Raw genomic sequence first — 25,686 nt, 5'->3', positions numbered from 1 at the left:
AAAGGCACCGATCTGTCCGTTCACTCCCCAGAACGGCTCGCCGAGGTCGAGGACCTACTCAACAACCGTCCCCGTAGGACCCTCGGATGGGATACTCCTCTGAAGGCATACGACAAGACGCTCGTTGCGATGACCGCTTGAGACCGCCGACATTCGCACTCACATGCGCGGAGCGCCTACCGAACCGCGCTGGAACCGGTGAGCGCCTGACCGATGACGAGCTGATGCACCTCGGAGGTGCCCTCGTACGTCAACACCGACTCCAGGTTGTTGGCGTGTCGTAGCACCGGGTACTCGAGCGTGATTCCGTTCGCCGCCAGGATGGTTCGGCATTCGCGAGCGATCTTCAGCGCCTCGCGTACGTTGTTCAGCTTGCCGACCGACACCTGCTCGCCGCGCAGTTCACCCTGGTCCTTCAGTCGACCGAGGTGCAGTGCGAGCAGCTCGCCCTTCCCGAGTTCGACGGCCATGTTCGCGAGCTTCGCCTGCGTGAGCTGATAGCCCCCGAGCGGCTTGTCGAACACCTCGCGCGTCTTCGAGTACTCGATCGCCGATTCGAGGCAGTCCCTGGCCGCTCCCATCGCGCCGAACACGATGCCGAATCTCGCTTCGTTCAGACAGCCCAGCGGGCCGCCGAGTCCGCGGGCCTCGGGCAGCATCGCGCTCTCCGGCAGCCTGACGCCGTCCAGAACGAGCTCACCGGTGATGGACGCCCGGAGCGACAGCTTCTTCTTCACGGTGTTCGCCGTGAAGCCCGGTGTGTCCGTCGGAACGACGAAGCCACGGATCTTGTCGTCGGTCTGCGCCCAGACGATCGCGACGTCGGCGACGGGACCGTTGGTGATCCACATCTTGCTGCCGTCGAGAATCCAGTCGCTGCCGTCTTGCCTGGCGCGCGTCCGCATTCCACCGGGGTTCGAGCCGTAGTCGGCCTCGGTCAGCCCGAAGCAGCCGATCAGGTTTCCCTCGGCCATGCCGGGAAGCCATTGCTGCTTCTGCTCCTCGGACCCGTACTTCCAGATCGCGAACATCGCGAGCGATCCCTGCACCGAGACGAGACTGCGGATACCTGAGTCCATCGCCTCGAGTTCCATGCAGGCGAGTCCGTATGCCGTCGCCGACGTGCCCGCGCAGCCGTACCCTTCGAGGTGCATACCGAGCAGACCCAGGGCCCCGAGTTCTTTCGCGAGTTCGCGCGCGGGGACGGTCCCCTCCTCGAACCAGTCGGCGAGGTGCGGGCGAATGCGGTCGGTGCCGAACGCACGCACCGTGGCCCGGATGTCCTTCTCCTCGGTGTCGAGCAGGGTCTCGAAGGCGAAGAGTTCGTCGACGCTCTGCGAGCGTGAAGTCGAATCGGCCACGATGGGTGCCTCTTTCTTCTCGGCGGTGTCTCCCGCAGGCTACTCAGTTCTGCTGCCTATTAGGCTGGAAGCCATGAGTGAGCAGCGCAGCAAGGCAGACAGCACCTCCTGGCAGGGGTTTTCCACCAAGGCGGTTCATGCCGGGTACGAACCCGATCCGCTGACGGGCGCGGTCAACGTGCCGATCTACGCGAGCTCGACGTTCGCTCAGGACGGCGTCGGCGGTATGCGCAGCGGCTTCGAATACGCACGCACCGGTAATCCGACGCGTCGGCCGCTCGAGGCCAACCTCGCGGCGATCGAGTCGGGCACCTACGGGCGCGCGTTCTCGTCGGGCATGGCTGCGACGGACGCGCTGCTGCGCGCGACCTTGCGTCCCGGCGATCACCTCGTCATTCCGAACGACGCGTACGGCGGTACGTTCCGTCTGATCGACAAGGTGTTCACGCAGTGGGGAATCGAGTACTCGGTCGCCGCGGTCTCCGACGTCGACGCCGTGCGTGATGCCATCCGCCCCAACACGAAGCTCGTGTGGGTCGAGACGCCCACGAACCCGCTCCTGAACGTCGGTGACATCGAGGCGCTTGCCGGTGTCGCGCACGAGGGCAATGCGAAGCTCGTCGTCGACAACACGTTCGCGTCGCCCTACCTGCAGCAGCCGCTGCAGCTCGGTGCCGACGTCGCACTGCACTCGACGACCAAGTACATCGGCGGACACTCCGACGTCGTCGGTGGCGCGCTCGTCACCGACGACGAGGAGCTCGACGCGGCGTTCGCGTTCCTGCAGAACGGCGCAGGCGGCGTTCCCGGACCGTTCGACGCGTTCTTGACGCTGCGTGGCATCAAGACCCTCGCCCTGCGCATGGAACGTCACAGCGACAATGCGGAGAAGATCGTGGAGGTGCTCTCCGGGCACTCGGCCATCTCGCAGGTCATCTACCCGGGTCTCGCCGAGCACCCGTCGCACGCGGTCGCCGCCAAGCAGATGCGACGCTTCGGCGGCATGATCTCGGTGCGGTTGAAGGGCGGCAAGCAGGCTGCGCTGGACTTCTGCGCGCGCACGGAGATCTTCACGCTGGCAGAGTCGCTCGGCGGCGTCGAGTCGCTCATCGAGCACCCCGGTGCGATGACGCACGCGTCGACGGCCGGTTCCTTGCTCGAGGTTCCGGACGACTTGGTGCGTCTGTCGGTCGGTATCGAAGACGGTGCCGATCTCGTCGGCGACATCGAGCAGGCGCTGGGTCAGTAAGGAATGATCGTCGGACTGATCGACTCGGGACTCGGAATGTTGCCGACGTCGGCACATCTTCGAACACTGCGTCCCGAGCTCGATCTGTTCCTCCTCATGGACCCGGACGGGGCTCCGTGGGGACCGAAGGCCGACGAGTGGGTCGTCGACCGTGTACTCGGGACCGCCGATCGGGCCGTCGCGTCCGGCGCGGAGGTGATCGTGTTGCCGTGCAACACGGCAAGCGTCACCGCGTTGACGCACCTGCGTGCTCACCTGGGTACGGCCGTTCCCGTCGTCGGCACGGTTCCCGCGATCAAACCCGCTGCGGCAGAACATGATCGGATCGCTGTCTGGGCAACGGCGGCGACGACGGCAAGTGCCTATCAAGCGCGGTTGATCGAGGATTTCGCACCCGGTCGTACCGTGTCTGCGATCGCCTGCCATGGGCTGGCCGACGCCATCGATCGGGGGGACAGGGACGGCATCTCACGCGCCATCGATGCCGCCGCGGCCGCGACGCCCTCGGATGTCGAGGCCGTCGTGCTCGGGTGTACGCACTACCCGCTCGTCGCCGCCGAGATCGCGGCGGCGCTCCCGGATGGTGTCACGCTGTTCGACAGCGCGGAAGCCGTTGCGCGACAGACCCTTCGGCGCATCGACCAGTTGGGTCGCCCCGCGTCGGGGTCGGGTGCGGTGACGGTCTCGCTCAGCGGACGTGACGGCAGCCTCCCGGCGAGCGCGCTGGCGCACCACGAAGGACGGTTACTCGCGGGCCTCGTGCTGGAACAGTCGATCGACCAGTGAGCGCGCATAGCTGACGTCCGTACCGCCGAGTCCGAACAGGATGCGGAAGTACAACGGCGCGACGACGTGATCCATGACGTCGTCGCGGGTGGGGGCGGGCTCTCCGCGGTCGCGGGCGTGCCCGAGGATGGTGTCGATCTGCAGTTCGCGTTTGTCGAGGCAGTGACTCTTGCCTGTGTCGTCCTTCGTCGACCCCACGACAGTGCGCAGAAACGAGGTGCGTTCGGGTCGTGCGATGTCGGTGACGAGGAATTCGCACCAGATGGCCAGATCGCGATGAAGGTCACCGGTGTCGGGCACGGGGCCGTCGGCCGTCAGGACTTCCATCGCCACCTCGGTGCGTAAGGCGTCGAGGTCGCCCCACCGGCGATACACGGTGGTGGCAGCCACGCCTGCGCGTTCGGCAACCAGGGGAATCGACAAGGCGTCGACCTCTTCACCGATCAGCTCGGTGACCGCCCGATGAACATCGGCGCGGACACGGGCGCTGCGCCCGCCCGGGCGGGCCGTACGGCGATCGGTAACGGACATTTCTCCATTATTGCAAACGGATTGGCGTTAGTGCAGCCATCGGTCTATCGTCGTCTAAAGCAATAGAAGTTGCGTTAGGCGCTTGGGGAGGTTCCATGACTGAGACGGTTGCGCCCGAAACGGCGAAGCGATCGGCACGACGGATGCCGCCTTCGATCGCGTTCCTCGCGGTCGGAGTGACGTATCTCGTCGTCATGGCGTCGTCGGCGGCACCGTCGCCGCTGTACCCGGTCTATCAGCAAGCTTGGGGCTTCTCGTCGACGACACTGACGATCGTGTTCGCCGTGTACGCGCTCGCTCTGCTCGTGGCGCTGTTGGTTGTCGGAAGCCTGTCCGACCATGTGGGTCGAAAGCCGATCATGTTCGGAGCGCTCGGACTTCTGGTCGTCAGCCTCGTGCTGTTCGTCGTCGCCGACGACGTGCCGACTCTGATCGCGGCGCGCGTCGTGCAGGGATTGGCCGCGGGAACGGCAACGGGGGCTCTGAGCGCAGCTGTGATCGATCTACAGCCGTCGGAATGGTCGGGCCCGCTGGTGAACAGTGTGGCACCGTCGATCGGATTGGCCACCGGTGCACTGGGTTCCGGGCTGCTGGTTCAACTCGCACCGGCACCGACGGTTCTCGTCTTCGCGCTCCTGATCGCGTCGACGGTCCTCCTGGCGGCAGTGTTGTTGTTCGTGCCGGAGACATCGGCCTTGCACGGCGTGGAGTCCCGTCGCCACCTTGCACAGTTGCTCTGGCCGAAAGTCTCGATCCCGGAGGGTATTCGCGCGCAGTTCCTGTTGATCGTCCCGGTATTGATCGCAACGTGGTCGCTCGGCGGGTTCCACCTGTCGCTCGGGCCGTCGATCATGGGTTCGTTGTTCGGCATCGACAATCACATCGTCGGCGGGCTCGAGATCTTCGCCCTCTTCTTCTCGGGTTCCGCTGCGGCCGCGACGGTTCGGCATCGACCACCTCGAGCTGTGATGATCGGCGGGGCGATCGTGTTGTCCGTCGGTGTCACTGCGTCGTTGATCGCCGTCGCTGCCGGATCGGTAACGCTGTACTTCGCAGGTGCGGTCGTCGCCGGGGCAGGGTGGGGTAGTGCCTTCCTGGGTGCGATGCGCACACTCGGCGCGCTGGTTCCCGCGGCCGAGCGAGGCAGTGCCTTCGCGACCACGTTCGTCATCAGTTACACCGCATTCAGCGTTCCTGCCGTGGTCGGTGGCCTGGCGGTTCACGGTTTCGGTCTGGAGCCGACCGCAGTGGTCTACGGCGGGATGGTGATCGTGTTGGCGCTGGCGTCGTCGGTGGGCAGCATCGTCGCCTCGAGGCGCGAGCGAAGCGCTGTGGCAGTTCAGGTCTGAGCCCTACCCGATCGTCCAGTCTTGCCGGACGACCGGGCGGTAGTCGGTCGTCTCGCTGCCGTCCCTCGTCGTCTGTGGGACTATTTGTTTATCTGAACAAGTGCTCAGATGAACGAAGGAGGGTCGATGGCTCGGTCAGGACTGGCTGTGGGCGCTGCATCCCTGTGCGCTCTCGCACTGGCTGCGTGCAGCGCGCCGACGAACTCGTCGGGCTCGTCGGCCCAGGACGGTCTCGTCCTCGCGGACGGCTACGAACTCGGTGGCTACAACCCGATCGCCGGTTACGGCGCCGCGGGTGAGGCCAAGATGTACGACGGGCTGCTGAAGCTCGACGGCGCCGACGGTCTTCCCGGTTTCGAACCGTCCCTCGCGACGGAGCTCCCGACTGCCAATGCCGACGCGACCGTCTGGACGGTTCCGTTGCGCGAGGGTGTCACGTTCTCCGACGGGTCGACGTTCGACGCGGCGGATGTCGTCGCCACCTACGACGCCATCCTGAATCCGGCGTCGGCGTCGGAGGCACGGTCGTCGTTCGACATGATCACCGAGGTGACCGCGCTCGACCCTCGGACCGTCGAATTTCGTCTCGCCTATCCCTATTCGGCGATGCCGACGAAGATGCTGATCGGCATCGTACCGTCGGAATCCGTTGCGACCGAGGGGCTTGCGGCCGAGTCGAGTCTGAACACCGCGCCGATCGGGACCGGCCCGTACACGCTTGTCGACCTGTCTCCCGACCGTGCGGTGTTCGAAGCCAACGAGGACTATTTCGACGGCGCACCGGAAGTGAAGAAGTTGACTCTGCTGTACGTTCCGGACGACAACACCCGAGCCCAGCGTATGGCGGCGGGGGAGATCGACGGAACCAACCTCCCGCCGCTGCTCGCCGAGACTCTCGACGGACGTGACGGAATGTCGTTGACCGCCAACACGTCTGCGGACTGGCGAGGTGTGTCCCTGCCGACCGACAATCCCGTCGCAGGGGACAAGGCGATGCGGATGGCGTTGAACCTCGCCGCGAACCGCCAGTCGATGGTCGACAACATCCTCGGCGGACACGGCCGCCCCGCCGCGACACCCATCCCGGAGGTGTACGGCGCTGCGTACGAGCCATCGGCCGCGTTCCCCTACGATCCCGCTGAGGCGGAACGGCTCCTGACCGCGGCGGGGTGGGTCGTCGGGCCCGACGGCATACGCGTCAGGGACGGGGTGCGTGCCGAGTTCTCGGTGATGTACAACGCGTCGGACACGGTGCGACGGGATCTGGCCCAGGCGTTCGCATCCGATGCGTTGGCGGTCGGCGTCGAAGTGAATCTGGAGGCTTTGTCCTGGGACCGGATCGACCCGCGCATCTCGTACGACGCGACGCTGCTCGGCGGTGGTTCCGAACCGTACGACCCGGATACCCAGGCGTACAACGCACTCGATTCCGAGTTCGTGAAACCGGGAGTCGGCAGCATCTACGACAACGCGAGCGACTACTCGAACCCAGCCGTCGATGCTGCGCTCGAGGCCGGACGTCGGAGCCTCGACCCAGCCGAACGTGACGCGGCGTATCGCGACATGCAGCGGGCGTACGTCGACGATCCCGGTTACGTCTATCTGGTGTTCCTCGACCACACGTACGTGTCGAAGGATTCGGACTGGACGAAGTCCGGGCCGATCCTCGAACCGCATGCGCACGGTGTGACATGGGGACCGTGGTGGTCGCTGCAGACGTGGACGAGGCAGTCGTGACGGCCACGATCGCGCGGCCCGACGCGAGGACCACGACGCGTCACGACCCGAGTGCGCGTCGCCGAGGGATCCTCGCCATGATCGGCCGCCGGCTGATGTTCGTGATTCCGGTGTGCGCTGCGGTGTCCGCGGGTTTGTTCGCGGCAGCGTCGATTTCGCCGTTCGATCCGCTCGTCGCCTATCTCGGAGTTCGGTACACGACGACGTCGGATGCCGACAAGCAGATGATCGCCGAGCAGCTCGGTCTGGATCAGCCCTGGTACACCACGTACTGGCAGTGGGTGCAGGGTCTGTTCACCGGTGACCTGGGCATGTCGCGGTCCTTCGGGCAGCCGGTGGTGGACGTGCTGACCGAGCGCGTGCCGTGGACGTTGCTGCTCGCAGGCGTCGGGCTTGCGCTCGCCGTGACGGTCGCGCTGGTACTCGGCGTCCTCGCAGGAATTCGAAGCGGTGGAATCCTCGACCGCGCAGTCACCGCCCTGTGCATCACGATTCAGGGTCTGCCACCGTTCGTGTTGTCGCTCGGCGCGATCGCGTTGTTCGCACTCGGGCTCGGCTGGCTGCCGGTCGCCGGGCTGACGGACGCGGGCGCCGACCCGACGTTCGCCGGCGTCGCGGCACACATGGCGCTCCCGGTCGCGGTTCTCGCGCTGTCGCAGCTGCCGTGGTTGCTGCTGGCTGTTCGCGAGTCCGTATCGGTCTCGCGCGGAGAGGACTTCGTCGCAGGCGCAGTGGCACGCGGTATTCCGACGTCGACGATCACACGGAAGCACATCGTGCCGACGTCGCTCGCCCCGTTCGTCAACGTCGTCGGCGTGCGACTGCCGGAGCTCGTCGTCGGCGCGGTCCTCGTCGAGGAAGTGTTCTCGTGGCCAGGAATCGCCGGAGCCATCGTGCAATCCGCGCGTGATCTGGACATGGCGTTGCTCGCCTTTCTGACGATCGGAACGACGTTGGCGGTACTGCTCGGATCGCTCCTCGCCGATGTGGTTGTCGCACGTCTGGATCCGCGAGTGACGACCGATGGATAGGCGCAGGCTCGCCGTAGCGGGCGCGGTTCTGGCTGTGCTCGCGCTGTACGCGGTGTTCGTGCCGTGGCTGTCGGGAGTGGACGATCGTGTCACCGACTTCGCTGCGGCCAGGCAAGGGCCGTCGACGTCCCACTGGTTCGGTACGGACTCGGCAGGTCGAGACCTGCTCGTCCGCAGCGCGGCAGCGATCCGTACGTCTCTGGTGATCGCCGCCGCGTGTGCGCTGTTGGCGACGGTGATCGGAGCGGCCGTCGGAACGATCGCCGGACTGTGGGGTGGCCCGGTGGACCGCGTCGTCATGCGCAGTACCGACGCGATCAACGCGTTGCCGCACCTGCTGCTCGGGATCGTCATCGTCGCAATGTTCCGCGGTAGCCTCGTCGCGATCGTGCTGTCGATCGCGCTGACGCACTGGACGCAGGTCGCGCGCATCGTGCGGTCGGAAATACTCGGCCTGCGTGGACGGCCTTACATCGACGCGGCGGTCCTTGCAGGCGCGAGTCGCACGCATGTCATCACGCGGCACATGGTGCCGGCGATCCTGCCGCAGGCTCTGGTCGCCGTCGTTCTGCTTCTGCCGCACGCGATCTGGCACGAGTCCACCCTGTCCTTCCTGGGCTTCGGATTGCCGCCGCACGAACCCAGTCTCGGAACTCTGCTGTCCGAAGCAAGGAGTTCGTTGCTGCTCGGTGGCTGGTGGACTCTGGTGTTTCCTGCCGGAATCCTCGTCCTGGCCACGGTGTCGATGGCCGTTGCGGGGTCGGCGCTACGCGCCGCGACGGTCCCGCCCAAGCCTTCGGAGCTCCGACTGTGACTGCACTGACGATCGACGACCTGACGATTCGTATTCCACTGGGCAACGGCTCGGTCGTGCACGCCGCGACGGGCGTGAATCTGTCCGTCCCGGCAGGGACGGTCACGGCGTTGGTCGGTGAATCCGGCTGCGGCAAATCGATTCTCGCGTCGGCCGTGATGGCAATGTTGCCCGTCGGATCGAGGGTGTCGGGATCGATCGAGGTCACGACTGCGAATCGCACGGTAGACGTCTTCGCCGACAGTGGTTTCCGCGGCCGTGACGTCGCGCTGATCCCGCAGTCCGCGTCGTCGTATCTGACGCCGGTGCGGACGGCTCGGTCGCAGCTCGACGAGACCATACGAGTACTCGGGTCACGCCATCGTGCCGACGAACTTGCGCGCACCGTCGGTCTCGACCCTGCCGACCTGGACCTGTACCCGCACGAATTGTCCGGCGGCATGGCCGGGCGCGTCGCCATCGCGGGTGCGCTCGTCGGCGATCCCGCGGTGATCGTCGCCGACGAGCCCACAGCGGGCCTCGACGGGGAACTGACCGATCGGGTTCTGCGCCTCCTGCGTCGGTGTGCCGACGACGGGGCCGCGGTCCTGCTGATCACTCACGACCTGGCGTCGCTCATGCGCACGGCCGTCGCCGATCGAGTCGCGGTGATGTACGCGTCGCGCATCATGGAAACCGGCCCTGCCGCACTGGTTCTGGACGAGCCGCTTCACGACTACACGCGGGATCTGGTGAACGCGTTACCGTCGCGAGGGCTGCATCCCATGCCGGGTACCCCGCCACAACTCACCGATCTGCCGGGTGAGTGCGTCTATCACCTGCGCAGACCGGACACCGTCATGTCCGGCGGACCGACCGAACTGGTCACGCTCGGCAGCAGGGCATACCGAACGAGGGTGAGTGCATGAGTCTCGACGCAGTCGGAATCACCGCGGGATATGCCGGTACGTCGAACGTGCTGCAGGACGCGTCGTTGTCGGTGTCGGCCGGAGAGATCGTCGGTCTTGCCGGGCCGTCGGGCTCCGGAAAGTCGACGTTGGCGCGGGTGTTGGCGATGCTGCTCGAACCGCGCGCGGGGACGGTGACCATCGACGGAAGTACAGTTCCAGGAACTGGTTTCGGCGTGCCCGCGTCCATGCGGCGTCAGGTGGCGATGCTGTTCCAGTCGCCACGCGCCGCGACGGATCCACGAATGTCGTTGCGGTCCATCATCGAACAGCCCGCCGCGATCGTCGGGCGGAAGATCGTCGCGCACGATCTCGCTGCACGTGTCGGCCTGACGCCGGATCTGCTGACGCGTCGTCCACACCAGGTGAGCGACGGGCAGCTGCAACGAGCGTGTGTCGCACGGGCACTGGCGCAGGAGCCGAAGTATCTGATCTGCGACGAGGCGACGGCCATGCTCGACGCGGCTACGACGGCCTCGATCATGCACGTCATTCGGAACGAGGCCGAAGAAACGGGAATGGGTGTCCTGCTGATCAGCCACGACACCGAACTGCTGAATGCGCTGTGCACCCAGGAAGTCCACAGCATGGACGGCGTGGACTTTCAGGGTAGGCGTGCAACCTGAAGAGGTCAGCAATTCACTTCTCCGTAGGAGTCATCGTGCGCAACTCGTTCAAGAAGACCGCCGCAGTTCTCGCCGCCGTCGGATCGTTGTCCCTCGGCGGTGCGTCACTGGCCTCCGCGGCAACGGCCGACACCCTCACGGTTCCCGACGTCACCGGGTATTCGGCTCCGGCAGCGGTTCGTGTACTCGAGGACGCGGGCTTCACCAACGTCGTCGTCTCCGGTCCTTATGCGCACGACTGGGATACGACGGTCACCCGCACGTCGCTCGCCGCGTCGACGACCGCTGCCGAAACCCAGCCGATCACCGTGTTCGTCGATCCGTGGTGAGTCAGAACCGAATCTCGACGCGGTCGCTGACGGGACGTGCCTGGCACCCGAGGATCATCCCGTCGGCGATGTCGTCCTCGTCGAGGACGTCGGTGTTCTCCATCGCGACTTCACCGCCCACCATGGTGCACGCGCACGACCCGCACTCACCCTCGCGGCACGAGTAGGGGACGTCGATGCCCTCGGCGAGCATGATGTCGACGAGCGTCCTGTCACGCGGCCACGCGAGAGTGTGCCTCCCGCCGTCGAGTTCGACGACGGCGACCGCGTCGTCCGCCTGGGCAGGACTCTCGGCGACCTCTGCCTCGGCGACAGCGGCGAACGGGTCGCCGACGAGCGAGGTGAAGATCTCGCGTCGTACTCGGTTCCGCGGAAAACCGCTCGACGCAAGTGCTTTGACGGCCGCATCCATGAACGGCCCGGGCCCGCACACGAATGCACAACGGTCACGACACGGCGCCGCGAAAGTGGCCAATTGGTCGACGGTCGGTATGCCCTGCAGCGATTCGAGCCAATGTACGACGGTCAACCGTCGGGGATATTCGGCTGCGAGCGTCCGTAGTTCGTTCGAGAAGATGACGGAGTTCTCGTTGCGATTCGCGTAGAACAGGGTCACCGTTCCGATGCCTTCGCTCAGTGCCGACTTCAGAATCGACATGATCGGCGTGATTCCCGACCCGGCGGCGACGAGCAGGAAATCGTCGTCGAGGTCCTTCGGGGTGAATCGCCCCGACGGGGGGAGCACCTCGATCGTGTCTCCCGGCTCGACGTTGTCGCAGACCCAGTTGGAGCCGTAACCGTCGTACGTGCGTTTGACGGTCACCTTCGGCGGCTCACCGCGGTGCGGTGAACTGGACAGGGAGTAGCAGCGGGCGACTGCGCCCGTTCTCTTGCTCGGAATTCGTACGGTCAGAAACTGGCCTGGTAGATACTCGAACGTGTCGGGTGGGTCGAAGACGAGGGACCGCGCTTCGGGGGTCTCGTCGACGACCTCGGCGACCCTGAGCAGCAGGGATCGGTTGCCGCGGCGTGCGTCGGCTGTCGCCATCGGGCGTCCTCTCGTCTATAACTGTAACGTGTTCTAGTTTTGCACGCCGGCTACGGTATGTCGACTGCCGGTCGCTCGTCGCCCTGCCCGATCGGGTAGGTGCCCACCTGCCCGGCCGCTGGTGGGAACTTCGGTCGCCGTCCGGCTAGGGTTGTAACGTGAATCACACGGATCGCGGCACCACGAGCGGCAGGCACAGCAGAGGCGAGTAGGCACATGATCGAGACGGCCGCGACGGGTCGGGCGCTAGCCGATCTGCATTCGCATCGAAACGCGATCGAGGCGCCGCGCGTACTGAAGTTCCACGCGCCCGAGATCGTCTTCGGTCAGAACTCGCTCGGCGAGGTCGCGCACGCCGCGCTGCGACTCGGGGCCCGCCGCCCATTGGTGGTGTCCGACGGCGGTCTCATCGAAGCGGGGTGGGTCGCGCACCTGACCTCGCTGCTGATCGAGGAAGGGTTGGCGCCGACGGTCTGGAGCGACCTGACGCCCAATCCCAAGGACGTCGAGATCGAAGCCGGCCACGTCGTCTACCAGGAATCCGGATGCGACGTACTCGTCGCGATCGGCGGCGGCTCGGTCATGGATGCAGCCAAAGGAATTGCGATCCTGGCCGGAAACGGTGGGTCGATCCTCGATTTCGAGGGGGTCGACCAGGCGACGCGACCGATTCCCCCGCTCGTCATGGTGCCGACGACGTCGGGAACAGGTGCGGACGTCTCGCAGTTCTGTATCGTCACCGACACCACACGATCGACGAAGATCACCATCCTCGGGCGTGCGCTGGTTCCCGACATCACCGTCATCGATCCGAGACTGTTGACGACGATGCCCGAATGGCTCAACGCCGCAACGGGTCTCGACGCGTTGACGCACGGAATCGAAGCGTTCGTGTCGCTGGGGCACAATCAACTCACCGACCACCATGCGCTGCGTGCGGTGACGATGGTGACGTCGCACCTGGCGCACACGATGACCGACCCGTCCGACCTCGGTGCGCGCACGTCGATGGCGCAGGCCGCTCTGGAAGCAGGCCTTGCGTTCACGAACGCGATCCTCGGTGCGACGCATGCGATGAGCCATCAGGTCGGTGGGCTGCTGGACCTGCCACACGGCGTCATCAACGGTGTGCTGCTGCCACACGTCATCCGATTCAACGCTGCGCACGACCCGATGCCCTACGTCGCGGTCGCGACGAGTCTGGGCCTCGCCGAGGCGCGTGGATCCGCGGAGGAGGCTGCACTTGCCGTCGCGGAACGGGTCGAACGACTGGCTCGACAGGTCGGAGTTCCCCAGGGACTGAAGGACATCGGCGTCAGCGACGCCGACATCGACGTGCTCGCCACCAACGCGCTGCGCGACGCATGCATGTCGACCAATCCGCGGTCTGCGACCCATCGAGAGATGGTCGATCTGTTCAGGACCGCGCTGTGACGGCGTCGCAACCGGATCTGTCCCTCCTGACCGGTCTGCGGTCGGGAAAGGCCACGTTCTATCCCCAGTATCGTGGCGCGGCCGAGCGCCTCGAGCGCGTCGTCCATGCGTTGGAGTTGATCTCGCGTGCTCTCGTGCGGACGGTCGACGGCCCCGAGACGTTGATCTGTGCCGTCGCCGAGGCGGCTCGTGCACATCTGAGCGCTCAGTGGGTGGTCTTCGCGCTCGCCGACGGCGCCCTACCGGACGCCGGACCACGCAGACTCGTGCTCGGTCCGGACGCGACGCCGTTCCTGGTCGACAACGTCGAAGGTCCGCCGTTGCCGGGCGATGTCGTCGAATGCCTCGACGCGATTCGGCTCGCCACGATCGGCGACGGCCGAAGTCCCGTCATCGCCGCTCACCACGCATTCGTGCCCATCGCACTCGACGGAGGTGTCGTCGGGGCGTTCGCGGCGTGGACGCCGAAGCATCGGGTTCTCGACGCGACCGACTCGGCGGTCCTCAGCATTCTGGCGAGCCAGACGGCCGTCGCGCTGCAGAACTCCGCGCTGTATCAGAGCAGACGCATTCTGCTCGAGCGCACCGAGAACGCATACGCGGAGGCACATCGGACTGCGGCGGACCTCGCTGTCCGCAACGCGGAACTCGAAGCGACGCAACGACAACTCGGTGCCGCGCATCGACATCAGGTGCTCGACGAGGAGAGGCATCGCATCGCGCGCGAACTGCACGACAGCGTCACGCAGGCCGTGTTGTCGGCTGGGATGCAGATCGACTTGTGCCGCAACGATATTCCGGCCGACGAACGTTTGGAGCGTCTCGACGTTGCAAAAGAACTGACGCGCCGAGCCGTCGAACAGTTGCGGTCGGCCATCTACGCGCTGAATCACGCACAGGACGCGGATCGAACGTCGCTGCCGGAAATGCTCGAGCAGCTGTCGATAGTGCACATGCCGGACGAGCTGAAGGTCTCGCTCCGCGTCGAAGGAACGCCCGTGGAACTGAGCAGCGCATGCGAGCACGATCTGCTGCGCATCGCCGGAGAAGCATTGTTCAACACCGCAGTTCACGCCAAGGCCAGCCGCGCGATACTGCGCCTCGCGTACCGCGAACGACATGTGCAGCTCTCCATCGCCGACGACGGTGCAGGCGACCCGTCGTACCTTCGCCTCATGTGGCGGATGGCCGAGACGGGCGACGTCGACGGTCGTCATCGCGGGCTCGCCAACATGGCTGCGCGGGCGCGAGAACACGGCGGCTCGTTCGAGATCCGCAAGGCACGCATCGGGGGAGTGCGCATATCGGTGCGCATCCCGTCCGAAGGAGAGTGAGCAGTCATGACCGTGACAACCGCTGTAATTCGCATCGTGCTGGTCGACGACCACGCGATCCTTCGGGACGGGCTGAAATCCGTCCTCGAGCGCGAGACCGATCTGACGGTCGTCGGTGAGGCGTCGTCGCGTGGCGAGGGGCTCGCCGTCGTCGAGCGGGTGAAGCCCGACATCGTTCTCATGGACCTCAAGCTGTCCGCCAGTTCCGACTACGAGGGACTCGCGCTGTGCGCGCAACTGTCGAGCGCTCATCCCGGGATCGGGTTACTGGTACTGACGACATTTCTCGACGACCGCCTCGTTGTCGAGGCAGTCCACGCCGGAGCCCGCGGGTACGTCGTCAAGGACGTCGACACGACCGAGCTGATTCGCGCGGTGCGTGCGGTATCGCGTGGCGAGAGTGCATTCGACTCGCGCAGCGCCTCAGCGGTCGTTCGATCGCTCAACGGTCAGGGCGCAGCCGCCGAACGGTTGACCGATCGCGAACTCGAAGTGCTGCGTCTGTTGGCAACAGGACTGTCCAACAACAAGATCGGGACGACGCTCTTCATCTCGGCGACGACCGTGAAATTTCACGTCAGCAACATCATGCGCAAGCTCGGTGTCAGTCGCCGGGCCGAAGCGGTCTACGCCGCGAGCAAACAGGGATTGATCTAGACGCCGACTCCGACGCGGCTGGTGTCGAGAACCAACCAGCCGCCGTGAAATTCGTCGACGTCGAACGGAAGGCCGCTCTGCTCGCCGATGAAGCGCAGTGCGTCGACGTCGAACGTTCGGATATGGCCGTGACAGGCCGTCGCTTCTTCCTCGAACGGAACCGCGACGATCACGCGCTCACGCGCGATACGAATGGCCTCGCCCAGAATGCGCGCACCCGTGCCGTCGTCGACGTGCTCGAGCAGATGCAATGCTGTCACGGTGTCGGAACTCTTGTCGGGCACCGGGATCCCGGCAGCGTCGCACGTGATGACGTCGAGTGTGGCGCCCAGGTGGGGTGCCACCGTGGCGAGCAACCGCATGGTTCCTGCGGACAGATCCGTTGCCGTGACATGCCGGCCCTGCAGCGCGAGCCGTAGCGGGAAGAATCCGAAGCACGATCCGAGGTCGAGAACCGACCCCGTCACCAGTGCTTCGGCGCGTCGGTGCACGGGCGCGAAGTCGGCGGTGCCCGACAGTAGTTCGTCGAGCGAATTGCGGTAGTACGTGGCCCACGCCCCAACGGGGTCGTCGACGGTCGATCGCACCAGCCCCACCATCACGAGCTCGAATTCGCGTTGCGACAGACCGAAGTCGGTGATCCGGGAGACCAGCCGCTCGCCGATGTGCGCCGACGTCAGGCCGTGGCGGACGACGACCTCGTTCGCCGTGTTTCGAAGTTCGAGAGCTCCGACGGGAATCGATTCCGACCACTGCACCGTCGTGTTCTCGTGGGTCCACATCCGCGGTGTTCCTGGGGCGAGTGCGTCGAGTTCGGTCATATCTGTTCTTTTCTCACTGGGTCGTTCCTGCGGGCTCCACTCCGGCCTCTCACTGGGTCGTTCCTGCGGGCTCCACTCCGGCCTCTCACTGGGTCGTTCCTGCGGGCTCCACTCCGGCCTCTCACTGGGTCGTTCCTGCGGTCCCGCCCTCCGCCAGAGGGCCGAGCCCCGAACAGAGGGCGGTCATGCCGTCGGACAGGAGATCGGCGAGGTCGAGTTGTTCGTCGGTGAGCCACTGCTCGTACGCAGACATTGCCACACCGAGCACCATCCAGCCAACGGTTCGCGGGAAATGATTCTCCGGGGACGAATCCGTCCGTGCGGCTACGTATTCGGCGATGACTCCGCGCCAATCCTCGTACATCAGCATCGAATAGCCCTGTAATGCCGGATTGCGCAGGATCAGAGCCATGCGCTGCCTGTGTACGGGTTTCTCGTCGTCGGGAAAGGTGTTGAACTGCAACAGGGCCGAACGGATGCCGTCGGCGAGGGAGATGTCCGACGGCAGCTGGGCGAGCAGAGTGCGCAGCGCGGTGAGTTGTTCGTCGAAATCGCCCCACGGAACCGCGTTCTTGGAAGGGAAATACCGAAAGAACGTACGACGCGCGATGCCCGCGGCGTCGGCGATCTCGTCGACGCTGGTCTCGTCGAAACCTCGTGTGGTGAAGAGCGAGATGCCGATGTCGCTGATCTGCCCTCGCGTCGTGGATGGGCGACGGCCTACCCGGCTGGACGGTTTCGCCTGTCTGCCCACTCTTTTTCTCCCGTATCACTGTCTTTGTGCACTCGATGCCATTATGGTGGTGAACCAAGTCACTGTCACTGCCGACTGTGACCCACCCGATGATTCTCTCCGATGGAGGTACCGATGTCCCAGAACCCGAAAACCGATGTCGTCAGCACCGGCGTGATCGAGTCCGATCTCGTCGAAGAGTCGCTGGTGGAAGAGGTTTCCATCGACGGAATGTGCGGCGTGTACTGACATGTCGGCACCCGTGAAGGCACTCCAAGCCGTGGACCTCGATGCTCGGTGGGCTCTTCACCCGCAGGTGGCGCTGCGTCCCGAATCTTTCGGGGCGCTGCTCTACCACTTCGGGACACGTAAGCTCTCCTTCCTCAAGAATCGCACGATCGTAGCGATCATCGAGTCCTTCCCGCAGCACCCGAACATGCGCAGCGCGATCGAAGCCGCCGGGATCCCCGAGTCAGGCCGCGCGCCCTACGTGAAAGCGCTTACGACGCTGGCGGATTCTCACATGATCGCAACAGTTGGAGACTCCGCCCCCAACGACCCCCGATAGAGCCTGCTACGGGAAACAGCCCTTCCGCAGTAACCCCTCAACTTCGAAGAGGACAGCACAATGACCTCCATGTTGGAGCGGCCGTCTCAGCCGCCCGCCGTCGGTCGCCTGGTCGATCAGTTCGAACTCGGCCTCGACGCCCCCATTTGCCTGACCTGGGAATTGACGTACGCCTGCAATCTGTCGTGCGTGCACTGCCTGTCCTCGTCGGGTCGCCGCGATCCGCGTGAGCTCAGCACCGAGCAGTGCAAGTCGATCATCGACGAACTGCAGAAGATGCAGGTGTTCTACGTCAACATCGGTGGCGGCGAGCCGACCGTGCGTTCGGACTTCTGGGAGCTGGTCGACTACGCCACCGCGCACCAGGTGGGAGTCAAGTTCTCCACCAACGGCGTGAAGATCAACAAGGAGGTCGCCGCACGTCTCGCGGCGTCCGACTACGTCGATGTGCAGATCTCCATCGACGGTGCGACTGCCGAGGTCAACGACGCCGTTCGCGGTCCCGGTTCGTTCGACATGGCCTGCCGCGCACTGGAAAACCTGCGTGAAGCAGGCTTCAAGGACGCGAAGATTTCCGTCGTCGTCACCCGTCACAACGTCAGCCAGCTCGACGAGTTCAAAGCTCTCGCCGACAAGTACGGTGCGACGCTGCGCATCACGCGCCTGCGTCCCTCGGGGCGCGGCGCCGATGTGTGGGACGACCTGCACCCCACGTCCGCTCAGCAGCGCGAGCTCTACAACTGGCTCGTCGCCAACGGCGAGGGCGTGCTGACCGGCGATTCGTTCTTCCACCTGTCCGCGTTCGGTGACGCCCTTCCCGGTCTCAATCTGTGCGGTGCGGGGCGCGTGGTCTGCCTGATCGACCCGATCGGTGATGTCTACGCCTGCCCGTTCGCCATCCACGAGCAGTTCCTTGCCGGCAACATCGTCCGCGACGCGAAAGACGGTATGGGCGGATTCCAATCCGTCTGGCAGACATCGGAATTGTTCCAGGAATTGCGGTCGCCGCAGACCTCGGGCGCGTGCACCAAGTGCTCGCATTTCGACGCGTGCCGCGGCGGCTGCATGGCAGCGAAGTTCTTCACCGGCCTGCCCATGGACGGTCCGGATCCCGAATGCGTGATCGGCAACGGCGAATTGGCGTTGGCTGCGGCGGGGGAGATCCCCAAGTCGAGCGTCGACCATTCCCGTTCCGGAAACCGAAAGACACCCCGCAAGTCGGTGCCGCTCACGTTGATGATGCGGCCGCCGGCCAAGATCTGCGACGAAAACCCGCTCGCAGGAATGGAATAGGAAGCAATCAGCTATGGCCAAGAGTGCGTGGTTCGAGACCGTTGCCGAAGCGCAGCGGCGCGCCAAGAAGCGTCTGCCCAAGTCCGTGTATTCCGCTCTGGTGGCGGGCTCGGAACGTGGCATCACCGTCGACGACAACACCGCCGCGTTCGGCGAGCTCGGATTCGCGCCGCATGTCGCGGGCCTGTCCGACAAGCGTGATCTCGCGACAACGGTCATGGGACAACCACTCTCGTTCCCGGTCATGATTTCGCCGACGGGTGTGCAGGCCGTGCACCCGGACGGGGAGGTCGCTGTCGCCAGGGCCGCGGCTGCACGCGGAATTCCGATCGGCCTGTCATCGTTCGCGAGCAAATCCGTCGAGGAAGTCGCCGCAGCCAACCCTCAGACGTTCTTCCAGATGTACTGGGTGGGCTCGCGGGAGGTGCTGCTGCAACGGATGGAGCGTGCACGTGCGGCGGGCGCGGTCGGGTTGATCATGACGCTCGACTGGTCGTTCTCCAACGGCCGCGACTGGGGCTCACCGTCGATCCCGGAGAAGATGGATCTGAAAGCGATGGTCCAGTTCGCGCCCGAGGGCATCACGCGCCCGAAGTGGTTGTGGGAGTTCGCCAAGACGGGCAAGATTCCGGATCTCACGACCCCCAACCTGACTCCGCCGGAGGGCGGCGTCGCGCCCACGTTCTTCGGTGCATACGGCGAATGGATGGGTACCCCGCTCCCGACCTGGGAGGACGTCGCCTGGCTGCGCGAGCAGTGGGGCGGACCGTTCATGCTCAAGGGCGTCATGCGTGTCGACGACGCGAAGAAGGCCGTCGACGCCGGCTGCACCGCCATCTCGGTGTCCAACCACGGCGGTAACAACCTCGACGGCACCCCGGCGCCGATTCGAGCTCTGCCTGCCATCGCCGAGGCCGTCGGCGATCAGATCGAGATCACGCTCGACGGCGGTGTCCGACGTGGCAGCGATGTGGTGAAGGCACTCGCACTCGGCGCTCGTGCCGTCCTGATCGGACGCGCCTACCTGTGGGGTCTGTCCGCGAACGGGCAGGCGGGTGTCGAGAACGTGCTCGATATCCTGCGTGGTGGCGTCGATTCCGCTGTTCTCGGTCTCGGTCACTCGTCGGTGCACGATCTGTCGCCGTCCGATGTCGTGATGCCGCTCGGTTTCGATCGGAGGCTCGGAGTCTGAGCAACAGCGTGTGGTTCGAGACCGTGGCGGAGGCGCAGCGGCGGGCCGAGAAGCGCCTGCCGAAGTCCGTCTACGCGGCGCTGAGGGCAGGCTCGGAGCGTGGAATCACGCTAGGGGACAACACGGCAGCGTTCGACGAACTCGGCTTCGCCCCTCGCGTCGCCGGGTTGTCCGATACGCGTGAGTTGTCGACAACCCTGATGGGACAACCGCTTTCGTTTCCCGTCATGATCTCGCCGACGGGTGTGCAGGCCGTGCACCCGGACGGTGAGGTCGCCGTCGCGCGGGCCGCTGCGTCGCGCGGAGTTTCGATGGGTCTGTCGCTGTTCGCGAGCAAGCCCATGGAAGAAGTCGTCGAGGCGAACCCGCAGACGTTCTTCCAGCTGCACTGGGTCGGATCCCGAGACGTCATGGGGCGTCTCGTCGAACGTGCCCGTCGTGCGGGAGCGGTGGGCTTGATCCTGACGATGGACTGGTCGTTCTCCGAGGGGCGCGACTGGGGTTCACCGTCGATACCGGAGAAGGTCGACGCGCGGACGATGATCCGTTTCGCGCCGGAGGGGCTGTCGCGTCCGAAGTGGTTGTGGCAGTTCGTGAAATCGGGTGGCATTCCGGACCTGACTGCACCGAACATCGCGGGGTGCGACGGTTCGGCGCCGACGTTCTTCGGCGCGTACCGCGACTGGATGGCCACGCCGCTCCCGAGCTGGGAAGACCTGGCCTGGCTACGCGAGCTCTGGGGTGGGCCGTTCATGCTGAAGGGCATCTCGCGCGTCGACGATGCCCACCGCGCAGTGAATATCGGATGCGACGCCCTGTCGGTGTCCAATCACGGCGGGAACAACCTGGACGGCACCCCGGCATCGATACGACTGTTGCCTGCCATCGTCGACGCCGTCGGCGATCAGGTCGAGATCACCTTGGACGGCGGGGTTCGTCGCGGAAGCGATGTGGCGAAGGCGCTCGCTCTCGGTGCCCGTGCGGTGTTGATCGGTCGTGCGTATCTGTGGGGTCTGGCGGCGAACGGTCAGGCGGGAGTGGAGAACGTTCTCGACATCTTGCGAGGGGGGCTCGATTCCGCGGTGCTCGGGCTGGGGCGGTCGTCGGTGCACGAGCTCACGCGATCGGATGTCGTGATGGCGGCTTCGCCGCCCGTGCGCGCGAATACATAGAGGGCTGTACATTTCTGCTCACGGGTGGCGGAACCGCCGGTCTGCGCGAGACGCCGTGGACGCGACGAGGCGTGCATTGGCCTCGTCGCTCCCGTGCACCCACGCGTGAGCGTCGTCCTCGCTTTTCCCGAACATGGTGTGCCGCTGCACGAGTCGTCGACGCCGCTCGTCGTCGTCGAGATCGATATACCAGACCTCGGTCATGGCGGCGCGAGCCCGCGGCCAGCTTCCGTCGTCGAGCAGTAGGTAGTTGCCCTCGGTGACGACGAGCGGAACGTCGGCCGTGACCGCGATGCTGCCCGCGACGGGTTCTTCCAGAGTTCGGTCGAAGTGCGGTGCGTAGATCACTCCCGTCGTCTGATCGGCGAGACGTTCGAGCAGATGGGCATAGCCGGCGTCGTCGAACGTGTCGGCAGCGCCCTTGCGAGCCGAGCGGCCCAGCCGTAGAAGTTCCGATTGCGCCAGATGGAATCCGTCCATCGGAACGACCACTGCGAGATCGCGCCCGAGCTGGTCGACGATAGCGTCTGCGACCGTCGATTTGCCTGCACCGGGTGGCCCGGTGATCCCCAGGACCGTCCGGCCGGGTCGTTCGGCGAGACTGCGCGCCCGTGAGATCAACTCGTTCATTCTTCGACGATAGGCGCTTCGCGCATGTGCGCGGAAATGTATAGCGGGCTATGTATTTTCGCGCACGTGCGACGGAGCCGCACTCCCGGTGCGCAGTCCCATCGTGACGAGCGATTGCACCGTCGTCGTCGCTGCGGCCACGCCGTCGACGACGGGCCTACCGATTTCCCTCTCGATGTGTGCGCGCAGATCGGCCATGCCTGCGCAGCCCAGGACGATGGTGTCGCTGCCGTCCTGCGAGGCCGCGCGCCGGCAGGCTTCGGTGATGATCGTGCGAGCGTCGGGATCGGTTTCGAGCTCGAGAACCGGAATCTCGCAGGCGTGAACGCCCCGGCACTGCCGCGCGAAGCCGTAGCGGTCCGCGAGATCCCATGCTCGTCCGGTCGTCCGCCCCACTGTGGTGACGACAGAAAAACCGCGGCCGAGGAAAGTTGCCGCGTGCATGGCGGCCTCGGCGATTCCGACGACCGGACCGGACGTGGCTTCACGTGCCGCGTCGAGACCCGGGTCTCCGAAGCAGGCGATGACGTAGCCGTCGGCACCCTGTTCTTCGCCGAGAGCAATCTGTTCGAGAATGCCGGACACACAGAGGGCTTCGTCGATGTGAGACTCGATGGACGCAGGCCCCATCGTCGGACTGACCGCGTCGATCACTGTGCCCGGGCTCGAGACGGCCCGGGCACACTGACCGATCAACGCGGTCATCGACCATGTGGTGTTCGGGTTGACGACCTTGATCAGCACTGGAAATTCCTAGACCTTCGCTGTGTCGTCGAGGTGGTTCGTCACTGCGAGCTTCGTCTTGGTGGCGAGCAGGAAGTACAGGCCGAATCCGATGCCGCATCCGATGAACCAGCTGTACTTCGACGCGGTGGCCATGCCAGCGATCTCCATGCCGTCGATCGCGCCGTTGAACAACACGGGGAACATCGCGGCCAGGGCGCCGACGACGGTGGCGTACACCGCAGCCGGGTTGTATCCCTTGGAGTACCAGTACTTTCCGGCCGGTGACATCGTGAACAGATCATCGACGACGACCTTCTGCTTGCGGACCAGGTAGTAGTCGGCGATGAGAACGCCGAACAGTGGGCCGATGAACGCACCGAGCGTTTCGAGTGTCAGGTGAATGACCTCCGGATTGTTGTACAGGTTCCACGGCGTGATGAGGACCGAGCCGACGGCGGCGATCATGCCGCCTGCACGCCAGCTGATGCGTTGCGGGCTGACGTTCGAGAAGTCGAACGCGGGTGAGATGAAGTTGGCGACGATGTTGATACCGATGGTGGCGATCGTGAACGTCAGCGCGCCGAGCACGATGGCGAACGTGCTGTCGATCCGGGCCACGGTCTCGACCGGATCGGTGATGAGCTCACCGAAGACCGGAAGCGTCAGCGACGCCGTGACGACGACCAGAATCGAGAACACGAGGAAGTTGAGGGGAAGTCCGAGGAAGTTGCCTTTCTTCACCGCACCGTAGGACTTCCCGTAGCGGGAGAAGTCACCGAAGTTGAGCATCGGGCCGGAGAAGTACGACACGACAAGGGCGATCGCCCCGAGCATGACCGGAACCGAGCTGAAGCCCGTGTACTCGACCTCGCCGAGGTTCAGATCGATTGCGCCCCAACCGGCTTTCCAGATCAGGTATCCGCACAGTAGGAACATGACGACGTAGACGGCCGGACCGCAGAAGTCGATGAACCTGCGAATCGACTCCATGCCGCGCCAGAACACCGCGGCCTGCAGCACCCACAGGAACAGGAAACTGGCCCACCCGAGCGCGGAAAGACCGGCGAATCCGTAATCGGCGGTCACGGCGTACGGCGCCAGCCCCGGGAACAGTTTGATGAGCACGATGTCGAGAGCAGCCGACGCGAGGAACGTCTGGATGCCGTACCACGCGACGGCGATGAGGCCACGGATGATGGCTGGGATGTTGGCGCCGAGTACGCCGAACGACACGCGGCAGATGACCGGGTAGGGAACGCCCGCAGCCTGGCTGGGCTTGGCGACGAGATTGCAGAAGAAGTAGACGATCGTGATGCCGACGAGGAGCGCGACGAGGACCTGCCAGCTCGCCAGTCCGAGAGCGAACAAGCTTCCCGCCGTGACGTATCCGCCGACCGAATGCACGTCGGACATCCAGAACGCGAACAGGTTGTACGAGGTCCACGACTGCTTCTTCAGCGGGGCGAGATCCTCGTTGGTCAGCCGTGGGTCGTACGAGTCCTTGATCAGGCCTCCGCCGACCGGGTGGCCCGCTGCTTCGACCACGTCACCTACCGGCGAAGTGCCTGGTCCGTGCACTGAATTTGTCATCGATGCTCCTGATGGGCGATGGGCTCCATGCGGACGAAATGCATGGCGAAGGCTCGACCACGACGATGGAGCGAACCTGCGACAAAAGGTAGCGAGCACGTGTTGCGTCCGCGTGACGGCAGGAATATATCTTTCGGGCCGCTCAATCCGTGGTGGGATCTGCGAGCAGACCGGTGTCCGCGGGAATGGAAGAAATGACCGTGTTCAAACGTCCGTGATGATATTGCGCGATAGTCGACAGAGCAGCTGCGTCGCGGCCGAGAAATGCATCGAGCATCTGTCGATGATCGGAATGCAGTGTCACGCGATCCGAACCGGCGACGTGCACCATCGGCTGAACAGGCTCGGTGATGTTCCAGGCCGCTTCGAGCATGTGGAGAAGTCTTTTCATGCGTGACGGCCGCGTCAGCGCCATGTGGAATTCACGACTCCGACGGTGGTACTCGCGTGGGTCGTCAGCTGTGATCGCCTGTTCCAGAACCTTGTTCGCGATGATCGCGCGCTCACGGTCGTCGTCGGTGGCCAACTCGACAGCAGTCGCGAGCGCGGCGCTTTCCAGGACTTCCCGCACGATGTACATTTCGCATAATTCCGCGGACGTCAATTGCGCGACGGTGTATCCGAGATTGGGCCGGTGATCCACCAATCCTTCACCGATCAGTGTTTTGAGCGACTCCCGAACAGGAATGGGACTGACGCCGAACATATCCGCGACGTCGTTCAATGGAATCGGGGTCGTGGGCGGTGCGTCGCCGGAAAGAATGACGCGTCGCAGCTCGTCGAGAATTGCGTGTTGCCGGCTTCCGGGGGCAGAGATGTTCAATCGATCGAGAAGCACGGATCTTCGACGAGGTGGCACGTCGCTCCCTTCGAAGATCCTCGGGTGAGAACGCTAACCGGTCGATGTTTCGTTCATGTGAAAAGTGCGCTGCACTAGCATCGGGCGAATGACGCACCCGACACCACTGGCCGACGTGGGGTGGCAGCACGTCGGTGGCGTGTCGACGGTCGTCGTTCCGGTGGGGGCGTTCGAACAGCACGGGCCGCACCTGCCGCTGGACACCGACACGCGCATCGCCGTCGCCGTCGCCTCCCGGTTGCCCGACGCGTCCCTGGCACCCGCCATCGGCTACGGCGCCAGCGGCGAGCACGAGGGTTTCCCGGGCACGGTGTCGATCGGCGCCGACGCGCTGCGGACTCTGCTCGTCGAGTACGGGAGGTCGGCGTGTCGGTGGGCGCCCCGCGTGCTGTTCGTCAACGGACACGGTGGCAACGTCCCCACCTTGGTCGACGCCACCACTCTGCTGCGGTACGAGGGACGCGACGTCGCCTGGGTGCCGTGTGCCGTCCCCGGCGCCGACGCCCATGCCGGACACACCGAAACCTCGCTGCTGCTGCATCTTTCACCCGAGGTCGTCGACATGGAACGCGTCGAGGTCGGAAACGTCGAAGCCCTCCCCGACCTGCTTCCGCGGCTACGGGAGGGCGGAACGCGCGCGGTGTCGGAGAACGGTGTGCTCGGCGATCCGCGTCGCGCCACGGCGGAGGAGGGGGCGTCCATCCTGGACGACATGGTTCGTCGTGCGACGGCGGCGACGGCGCGCTGGATGCCGTCGGCTACGGGGATGTTGGTGTAGTGAAACGGCCGAAAGCCCAGGACGAAAACAGGCGCACGGTATGTTAGTGACTTTTTCGGGCCGTGGATGACACTTTCGTCCCGTGTCCGCT

General features: G+C 65.1%; 27 protein-coding genes and 1 pseudogene. 19 read left to right on the top strand and 9 right to left on the bottom strand.

Annotation, left to right across the window (positions count from 1 at the left end):
- Positions 1 to 141, top strand: a pseudogene (locus A3K89_RS26870) (IS30 family transposase); the annotation flags it as partial.
- 35 nt (positions 142 to 176) lie between these two features.
- Here the strand turns inward: A3K89_RS26870 and A3K89_RS25245 are convergent.
- Positions 177 to 1,361, bottom strand: coding sequence for an acyl-CoA dehydrogenase family protein (locus A3K89_RS25245; protein ID WP_068432460.1), 1,185 nt, complete (start codon positions 1,359 to 1,361; stop codon positions 177 to 179).
- Between the two features lie 73 nt (positions 1,362 to 1,434).
- On the opposite strand from A3K89_RS25245, the gene A3K89_RS25240 reads away from it, so the two are divergent.
- Both A3K89_RS25240 and A3K89_RS25235 read left to right on the top strand, forming a co-directional pair.
- Entirely contained in the window at positions 1,435 to 2,610 is a 1,176-nt protein-coding gene (locus A3K89_RS25240; RefSeq protein ID WP_068432487.1) for a cystathionine gamma-synthase, read from the top strand.
- 3 nt (positions 2,611 to 2,613) lie between these two features.
- Positions 2,614 to 3,396, top strand: a complete 783-nt coding sequence (locus tag A3K89_RS25235) for a glutamate racemase (protein WP_068432457.1) — start codon at positions 2,614 to 2,616, stop codon at positions 3,394 to 3,396.
- Here A3K89_RS25235 and A3K89_RS25230 read toward each other — a convergent pair.
- A complete protein-coding gene (locus A3K89_RS25230) occupies positions 3,355 to 3,927 on the bottom strand; it encodes a TetR/AcrR family transcriptional regulator (protein ID WP_068432456.1) in 573 nt (190 codons plus the stop codon). The genes A3K89_RS25235 and A3K89_RS25230 overlap by 42 nt on opposite strands.
- Before the next feature lie 95 nt (positions 3,928 to 4,022).
- On the opposite strand from A3K89_RS25230, the gene A3K89_RS25225 reads away from it, so the two are divergent.
- The 7 genes from A3K89_RS25225 (at position 4,023) to A3K89_RS25195 (ending at position 10,760) form a co-directional block, all read left to right on the top strand.
- A complete protein-coding gene (locus tag A3K89_RS25225; RefSeq protein ID WP_068432455.1) occupies positions 4,023 to 5,276 on the top strand; it encodes an MFS transporter in 1,254 nt (417 codons plus the stop codon).
- Between the two features lie 126 nt (positions 5,277 to 5,402).
- Positions 5,403 to 7,013 carry an ABC transporter substrate-binding protein gene (locus tag A3K89_RS25220; protein WP_068432453.1) on the top strand — a complete coding sequence of 537 codons (1,611 nt, stop codon included), beginning with the start codon at positions 5,403 to 5,405 and terminating at the stop codon, positions 7,011 to 7,013.
- A complete protein-coding gene (locus A3K89_RS25215) occupies positions 6,968 to 8,044 on the top strand; it encodes an ABC transporter permease (RefSeq protein WP_068432452.1) in 1,077 nt (358 codons plus the stop codon). Before A3K89_RS25220 ends, A3K89_RS25215 begins: the two co-directional genes overlap by 46 nt.
- Positions 8,037 to 8,858, top strand: a complete 822-nt coding sequence (locus A3K89_RS25210) for an ABC transporter permease (RefSeq protein WP_068432449.1) — start codon at positions 8,037 to 8,039, stop codon at positions 8,856 to 8,858. Before A3K89_RS25215 ends, A3K89_RS25210 begins: the two co-directional genes overlap by 8 nt.
- On the top strand, positions 8,855 to 9,766 hold the full coding sequence (locus tag A3K89_RS25205) for an ATP-binding cassette domain-containing protein (RefSeq protein WP_068432446.1): 912 nt from the start codon (positions 8,855 to 8,857) through the stop codon (positions 9,764 to 9,766). Before A3K89_RS25210 ends, A3K89_RS25205 begins: the two co-directional genes overlap by 4 nt.
- Positions 9,763 to 10,431: an ABC transporter ATP-binding protein gene (locus A3K89_RS25200; protein ID WP_068432443.1), complete on the top strand. Its 669-nt coding sequence runs from the start codon at positions 9,763 to 9,765 to the stop codon at positions 10,429 to 10,431. Before A3K89_RS25205 ends, A3K89_RS25200 begins: the two co-directional genes overlap by 4 nt.
- Positions 10,432 to 10,466: 35 nt before the next feature.
- The gene (locus tag A3K89_RS25195; protein ID WP_068432436.1) at positions 10,467 to 10,760 is read left to right on the top strand and encodes a PASTA domain-containing protein; all 294 of its coding nucleotides are present in this window, start codon (positions 10,467 to 10,469) and stop codon (positions 10,758 to 10,760) included.
- Position 10,761: 1 nt separating this feature from the next.
- On the opposite strand, the gene A3K89_RS25190 is transcribed toward A3K89_RS25195, so the two are convergent.
- The gene (locus A3K89_RS25190) at positions 10,762 to 11,808 is read right to left on the bottom strand and encodes a ferredoxin--NADP reductase (RefSeq protein WP_068432435.1); all 1,047 of its coding nucleotides are present in this window, start codon (positions 11,806 to 11,808) and stop codon (positions 10,762 to 10,764) included.
- 216 nt (positions 11,809 to 12,024) lie between these two features.
- Between A3K89_RS25190 and A3K89_RS25185 the strand changes: the two genes are divergently transcribed.
- The 3 genes from A3K89_RS25185 to A3K89_RS25175 are packed head-to-tail and all read left to right on the top strand — an operon-like array spanning position 12,025 to position 15,233.
- The gene (locus A3K89_RS25185) at positions 12,025 to 13,242 is read left to right on the top strand and encodes an iron-containing alcohol dehydrogenase (RefSeq protein ID WP_068432434.1); all 1,218 of its coding nucleotides are present in this window, start codon (positions 12,025 to 12,027) and stop codon (positions 13,240 to 13,242) included.
- Positions 13,239 to 14,576 carry a MadS family sensor histidine kinase gene (locus tag A3K89_RS25180; protein ID WP_068432431.1) on the top strand — a complete coding sequence of 446 codons (1,338 nt, stop codon included), beginning with the start codon at positions 13,239 to 13,241 and terminating at the stop codon, positions 14,574 to 14,576. Before A3K89_RS25185 ends, A3K89_RS25180 begins: the two co-directional genes overlap by 4 nt.
- 6 nt (positions 14,577 to 14,582) lie before the next feature.
- Positions 14,583 to 15,233: a MadR family response regulator transcription factor gene (locus A3K89_RS25175; RefSeq protein ID WP_068432423.1), complete on the top strand. Its 651-nt coding sequence runs from the start codon at positions 14,583 to 14,585 to the stop codon at positions 15,231 to 15,233.
- On the opposite strand, the gene mftM is transcribed toward A3K89_RS25175, so the two are convergent.
- On the bottom strand, positions 15,230 to 16,054 hold the full coding sequence (gene mftM, locus A3K89_RS25170) for a mycofactocin oligosaccharide methyltransferase MftM (RefSeq protein WP_068432421.1): 825 nt from the start codon (positions 16,052 to 16,054) through the stop codon (positions 15,230 to 15,232). The two genes, A3K89_RS25175 and mftM, sit on opposite strands and share 4 nt — an antisense overlap.
- Positions 16,055 to 16,175: 121 nt before the next feature.
- Positions 16,176 to 16,808 (bottom strand): mycofactocin system transcriptional regulator, encoded by a 633-nt coding sequence (mftR, locus tag A3K89_RS25165; RefSeq protein ID WP_068432418.1) that lies wholly within the window; start codon positions 16,806 to 16,808, stop codon positions 16,176 to 16,178.
- Between the two features lie 114 nt (positions 16,809 to 16,922).
- On the opposite strand from mftR, the gene mftA reads away from it, so the two are divergent.
- Genes mftA through mftD (A3K89_RS25140) form a run of 5 tightly spaced genes read left to right on the top strand, consistent with a single transcriptional unit; the run spans position 16,923 to position 21,012 of the window.
- Complete coding sequence (gene mftA, locus A3K89_RS25160) at positions 16,923 to 17,036, top strand: mycofactocin precursor MftA (protein ID WP_068432484.1); 114 nt, start codon at positions 16,923 to 16,925, stop codon at positions 17,034 to 17,036.
- 1 nt (position 17,037) lies between these two features.
- Complete coding sequence (gene mftB, locus A3K89_RS25155; protein WP_068432417.1) at positions 17,038 to 17,355, top strand: mycofactocin biosynthesis chaperone MftB; 318 nt, start codon at positions 17,038 to 17,040, stop codon at positions 17,353 to 17,355.
- Positions 17,356 to 17,415: 60 nt separating this feature from the next.
- On the top strand, positions 17,416 to 18,648 hold the full coding sequence (mftC, locus tag A3K89_RS25150) for a mycofactocin radical SAM maturase (protein WP_068432415.1): 1,233 nt from the start codon (positions 17,416 to 17,418) through the stop codon (positions 18,646 to 18,648).
- Positions 18,649 to 18,661: 13 nt separating this feature from the next.
- A complete protein-coding gene (gene mftD / locus A3K89_RS25145; protein ID WP_068432414.1) occupies positions 18,662 to 19,840 on the top strand; it encodes a pre-mycofactocin synthase MftD in 1,179 nt (392 codons plus the stop codon).
- A complete protein-coding gene (gene mftD / locus A3K89_RS25140) occupies positions 19,837 to 21,012 on the top strand; it encodes a pre-mycofactocin synthase MftD (RefSeq protein ID WP_068432481.1) in 1,176 nt (391 codons plus the stop codon). Before mftD (A3K89_RS25145) ends, mftD (A3K89_RS25140) begins: the two co-directional genes overlap by 4 nt.
- 18 nt (positions 21,013 to 21,030) lie before the next feature.
- Here the strand turns inward: mftD (A3K89_RS25140) and A3K89_RS25135 are convergent, their stop codons facing one another.
- The 4 genes from A3K89_RS25135 to A3K89_RS25120 all read right to left on the bottom strand — a co-directional run bounded on the left by A3K89_RS25135 (position 21,031) and on the right by A3K89_RS25120 (position 24,817).
- A complete protein-coding gene (locus tag A3K89_RS25135) occupies positions 21,031 to 21,684 on the bottom strand; it encodes a nucleoside/nucleotide kinase family protein (protein WP_302050748.1) in 654 nt (217 codons plus the stop codon).
- Positions 21,685 to 21,690: 6 nt separating this feature from the next.
- Positions 21,691 to 22,386: an aspartate/glutamate racemase family protein gene (locus tag A3K89_RS25130; protein ID WP_068432405.1), complete on the bottom strand. Its 696-nt coding sequence runs from the start codon at positions 22,384 to 22,386 to the stop codon at positions 21,691 to 21,693.
- 9 nt (positions 22,387 to 22,395) lie between these two features.
- On the bottom strand, positions 22,396 to 23,958 hold the full coding sequence (locus A3K89_RS25125; RefSeq protein ID WP_114329771.1) for an NCS1 family nucleobase:cation symporter-1: 1,563 nt from the start codon (positions 23,956 to 23,958) through the stop codon (positions 22,396 to 22,398).
- Positions 23,959 to 24,100: 142 nt separating this feature from the next.
- Positions 24,101 to 24,817, bottom strand: a complete 717-nt coding sequence (locus A3K89_RS25120; protein ID WP_068432403.1) for a GntR family transcriptional regulator — start codon at positions 24,815 to 24,817, stop codon at positions 24,101 to 24,103.
- Positions 24,818 to 24,905: 88 nt separating this feature from the next.
- Here A3K89_RS25120 and mftE point away from each other — a divergent pair, with 88 nt between their 5' ends.
- Positions 24,906 to 25,595 (top strand): mycofactocin biosynthesis peptidyl-dipeptidase MftE, encoded by a 690-nt coding sequence (gene mftE, locus A3K89_RS25115; protein WP_068432396.1) that lies wholly within the window; start codon positions 24,906 to 24,908, stop codon positions 25,593 to 25,595.
- Positions 25,596 to 25,686 lie beyond the last annotated feature (91 nt).

This window comes from Rhodococcoides kyotonense, assembly GCF_001645385.1.
Classification (GTDB): domain Bacteria; phylum Actinomycetota; class Actinomycetes; order Mycobacteriales; family Mycobacteriaceae; genus Rhodococcoides; species Rhodococcoides kyotonensis_B.
The sequence above is the reverse complement of the archived record's forward strand: the minus strand, read 5'-3'. Positions and strand labels throughout refer to the sequence as shown.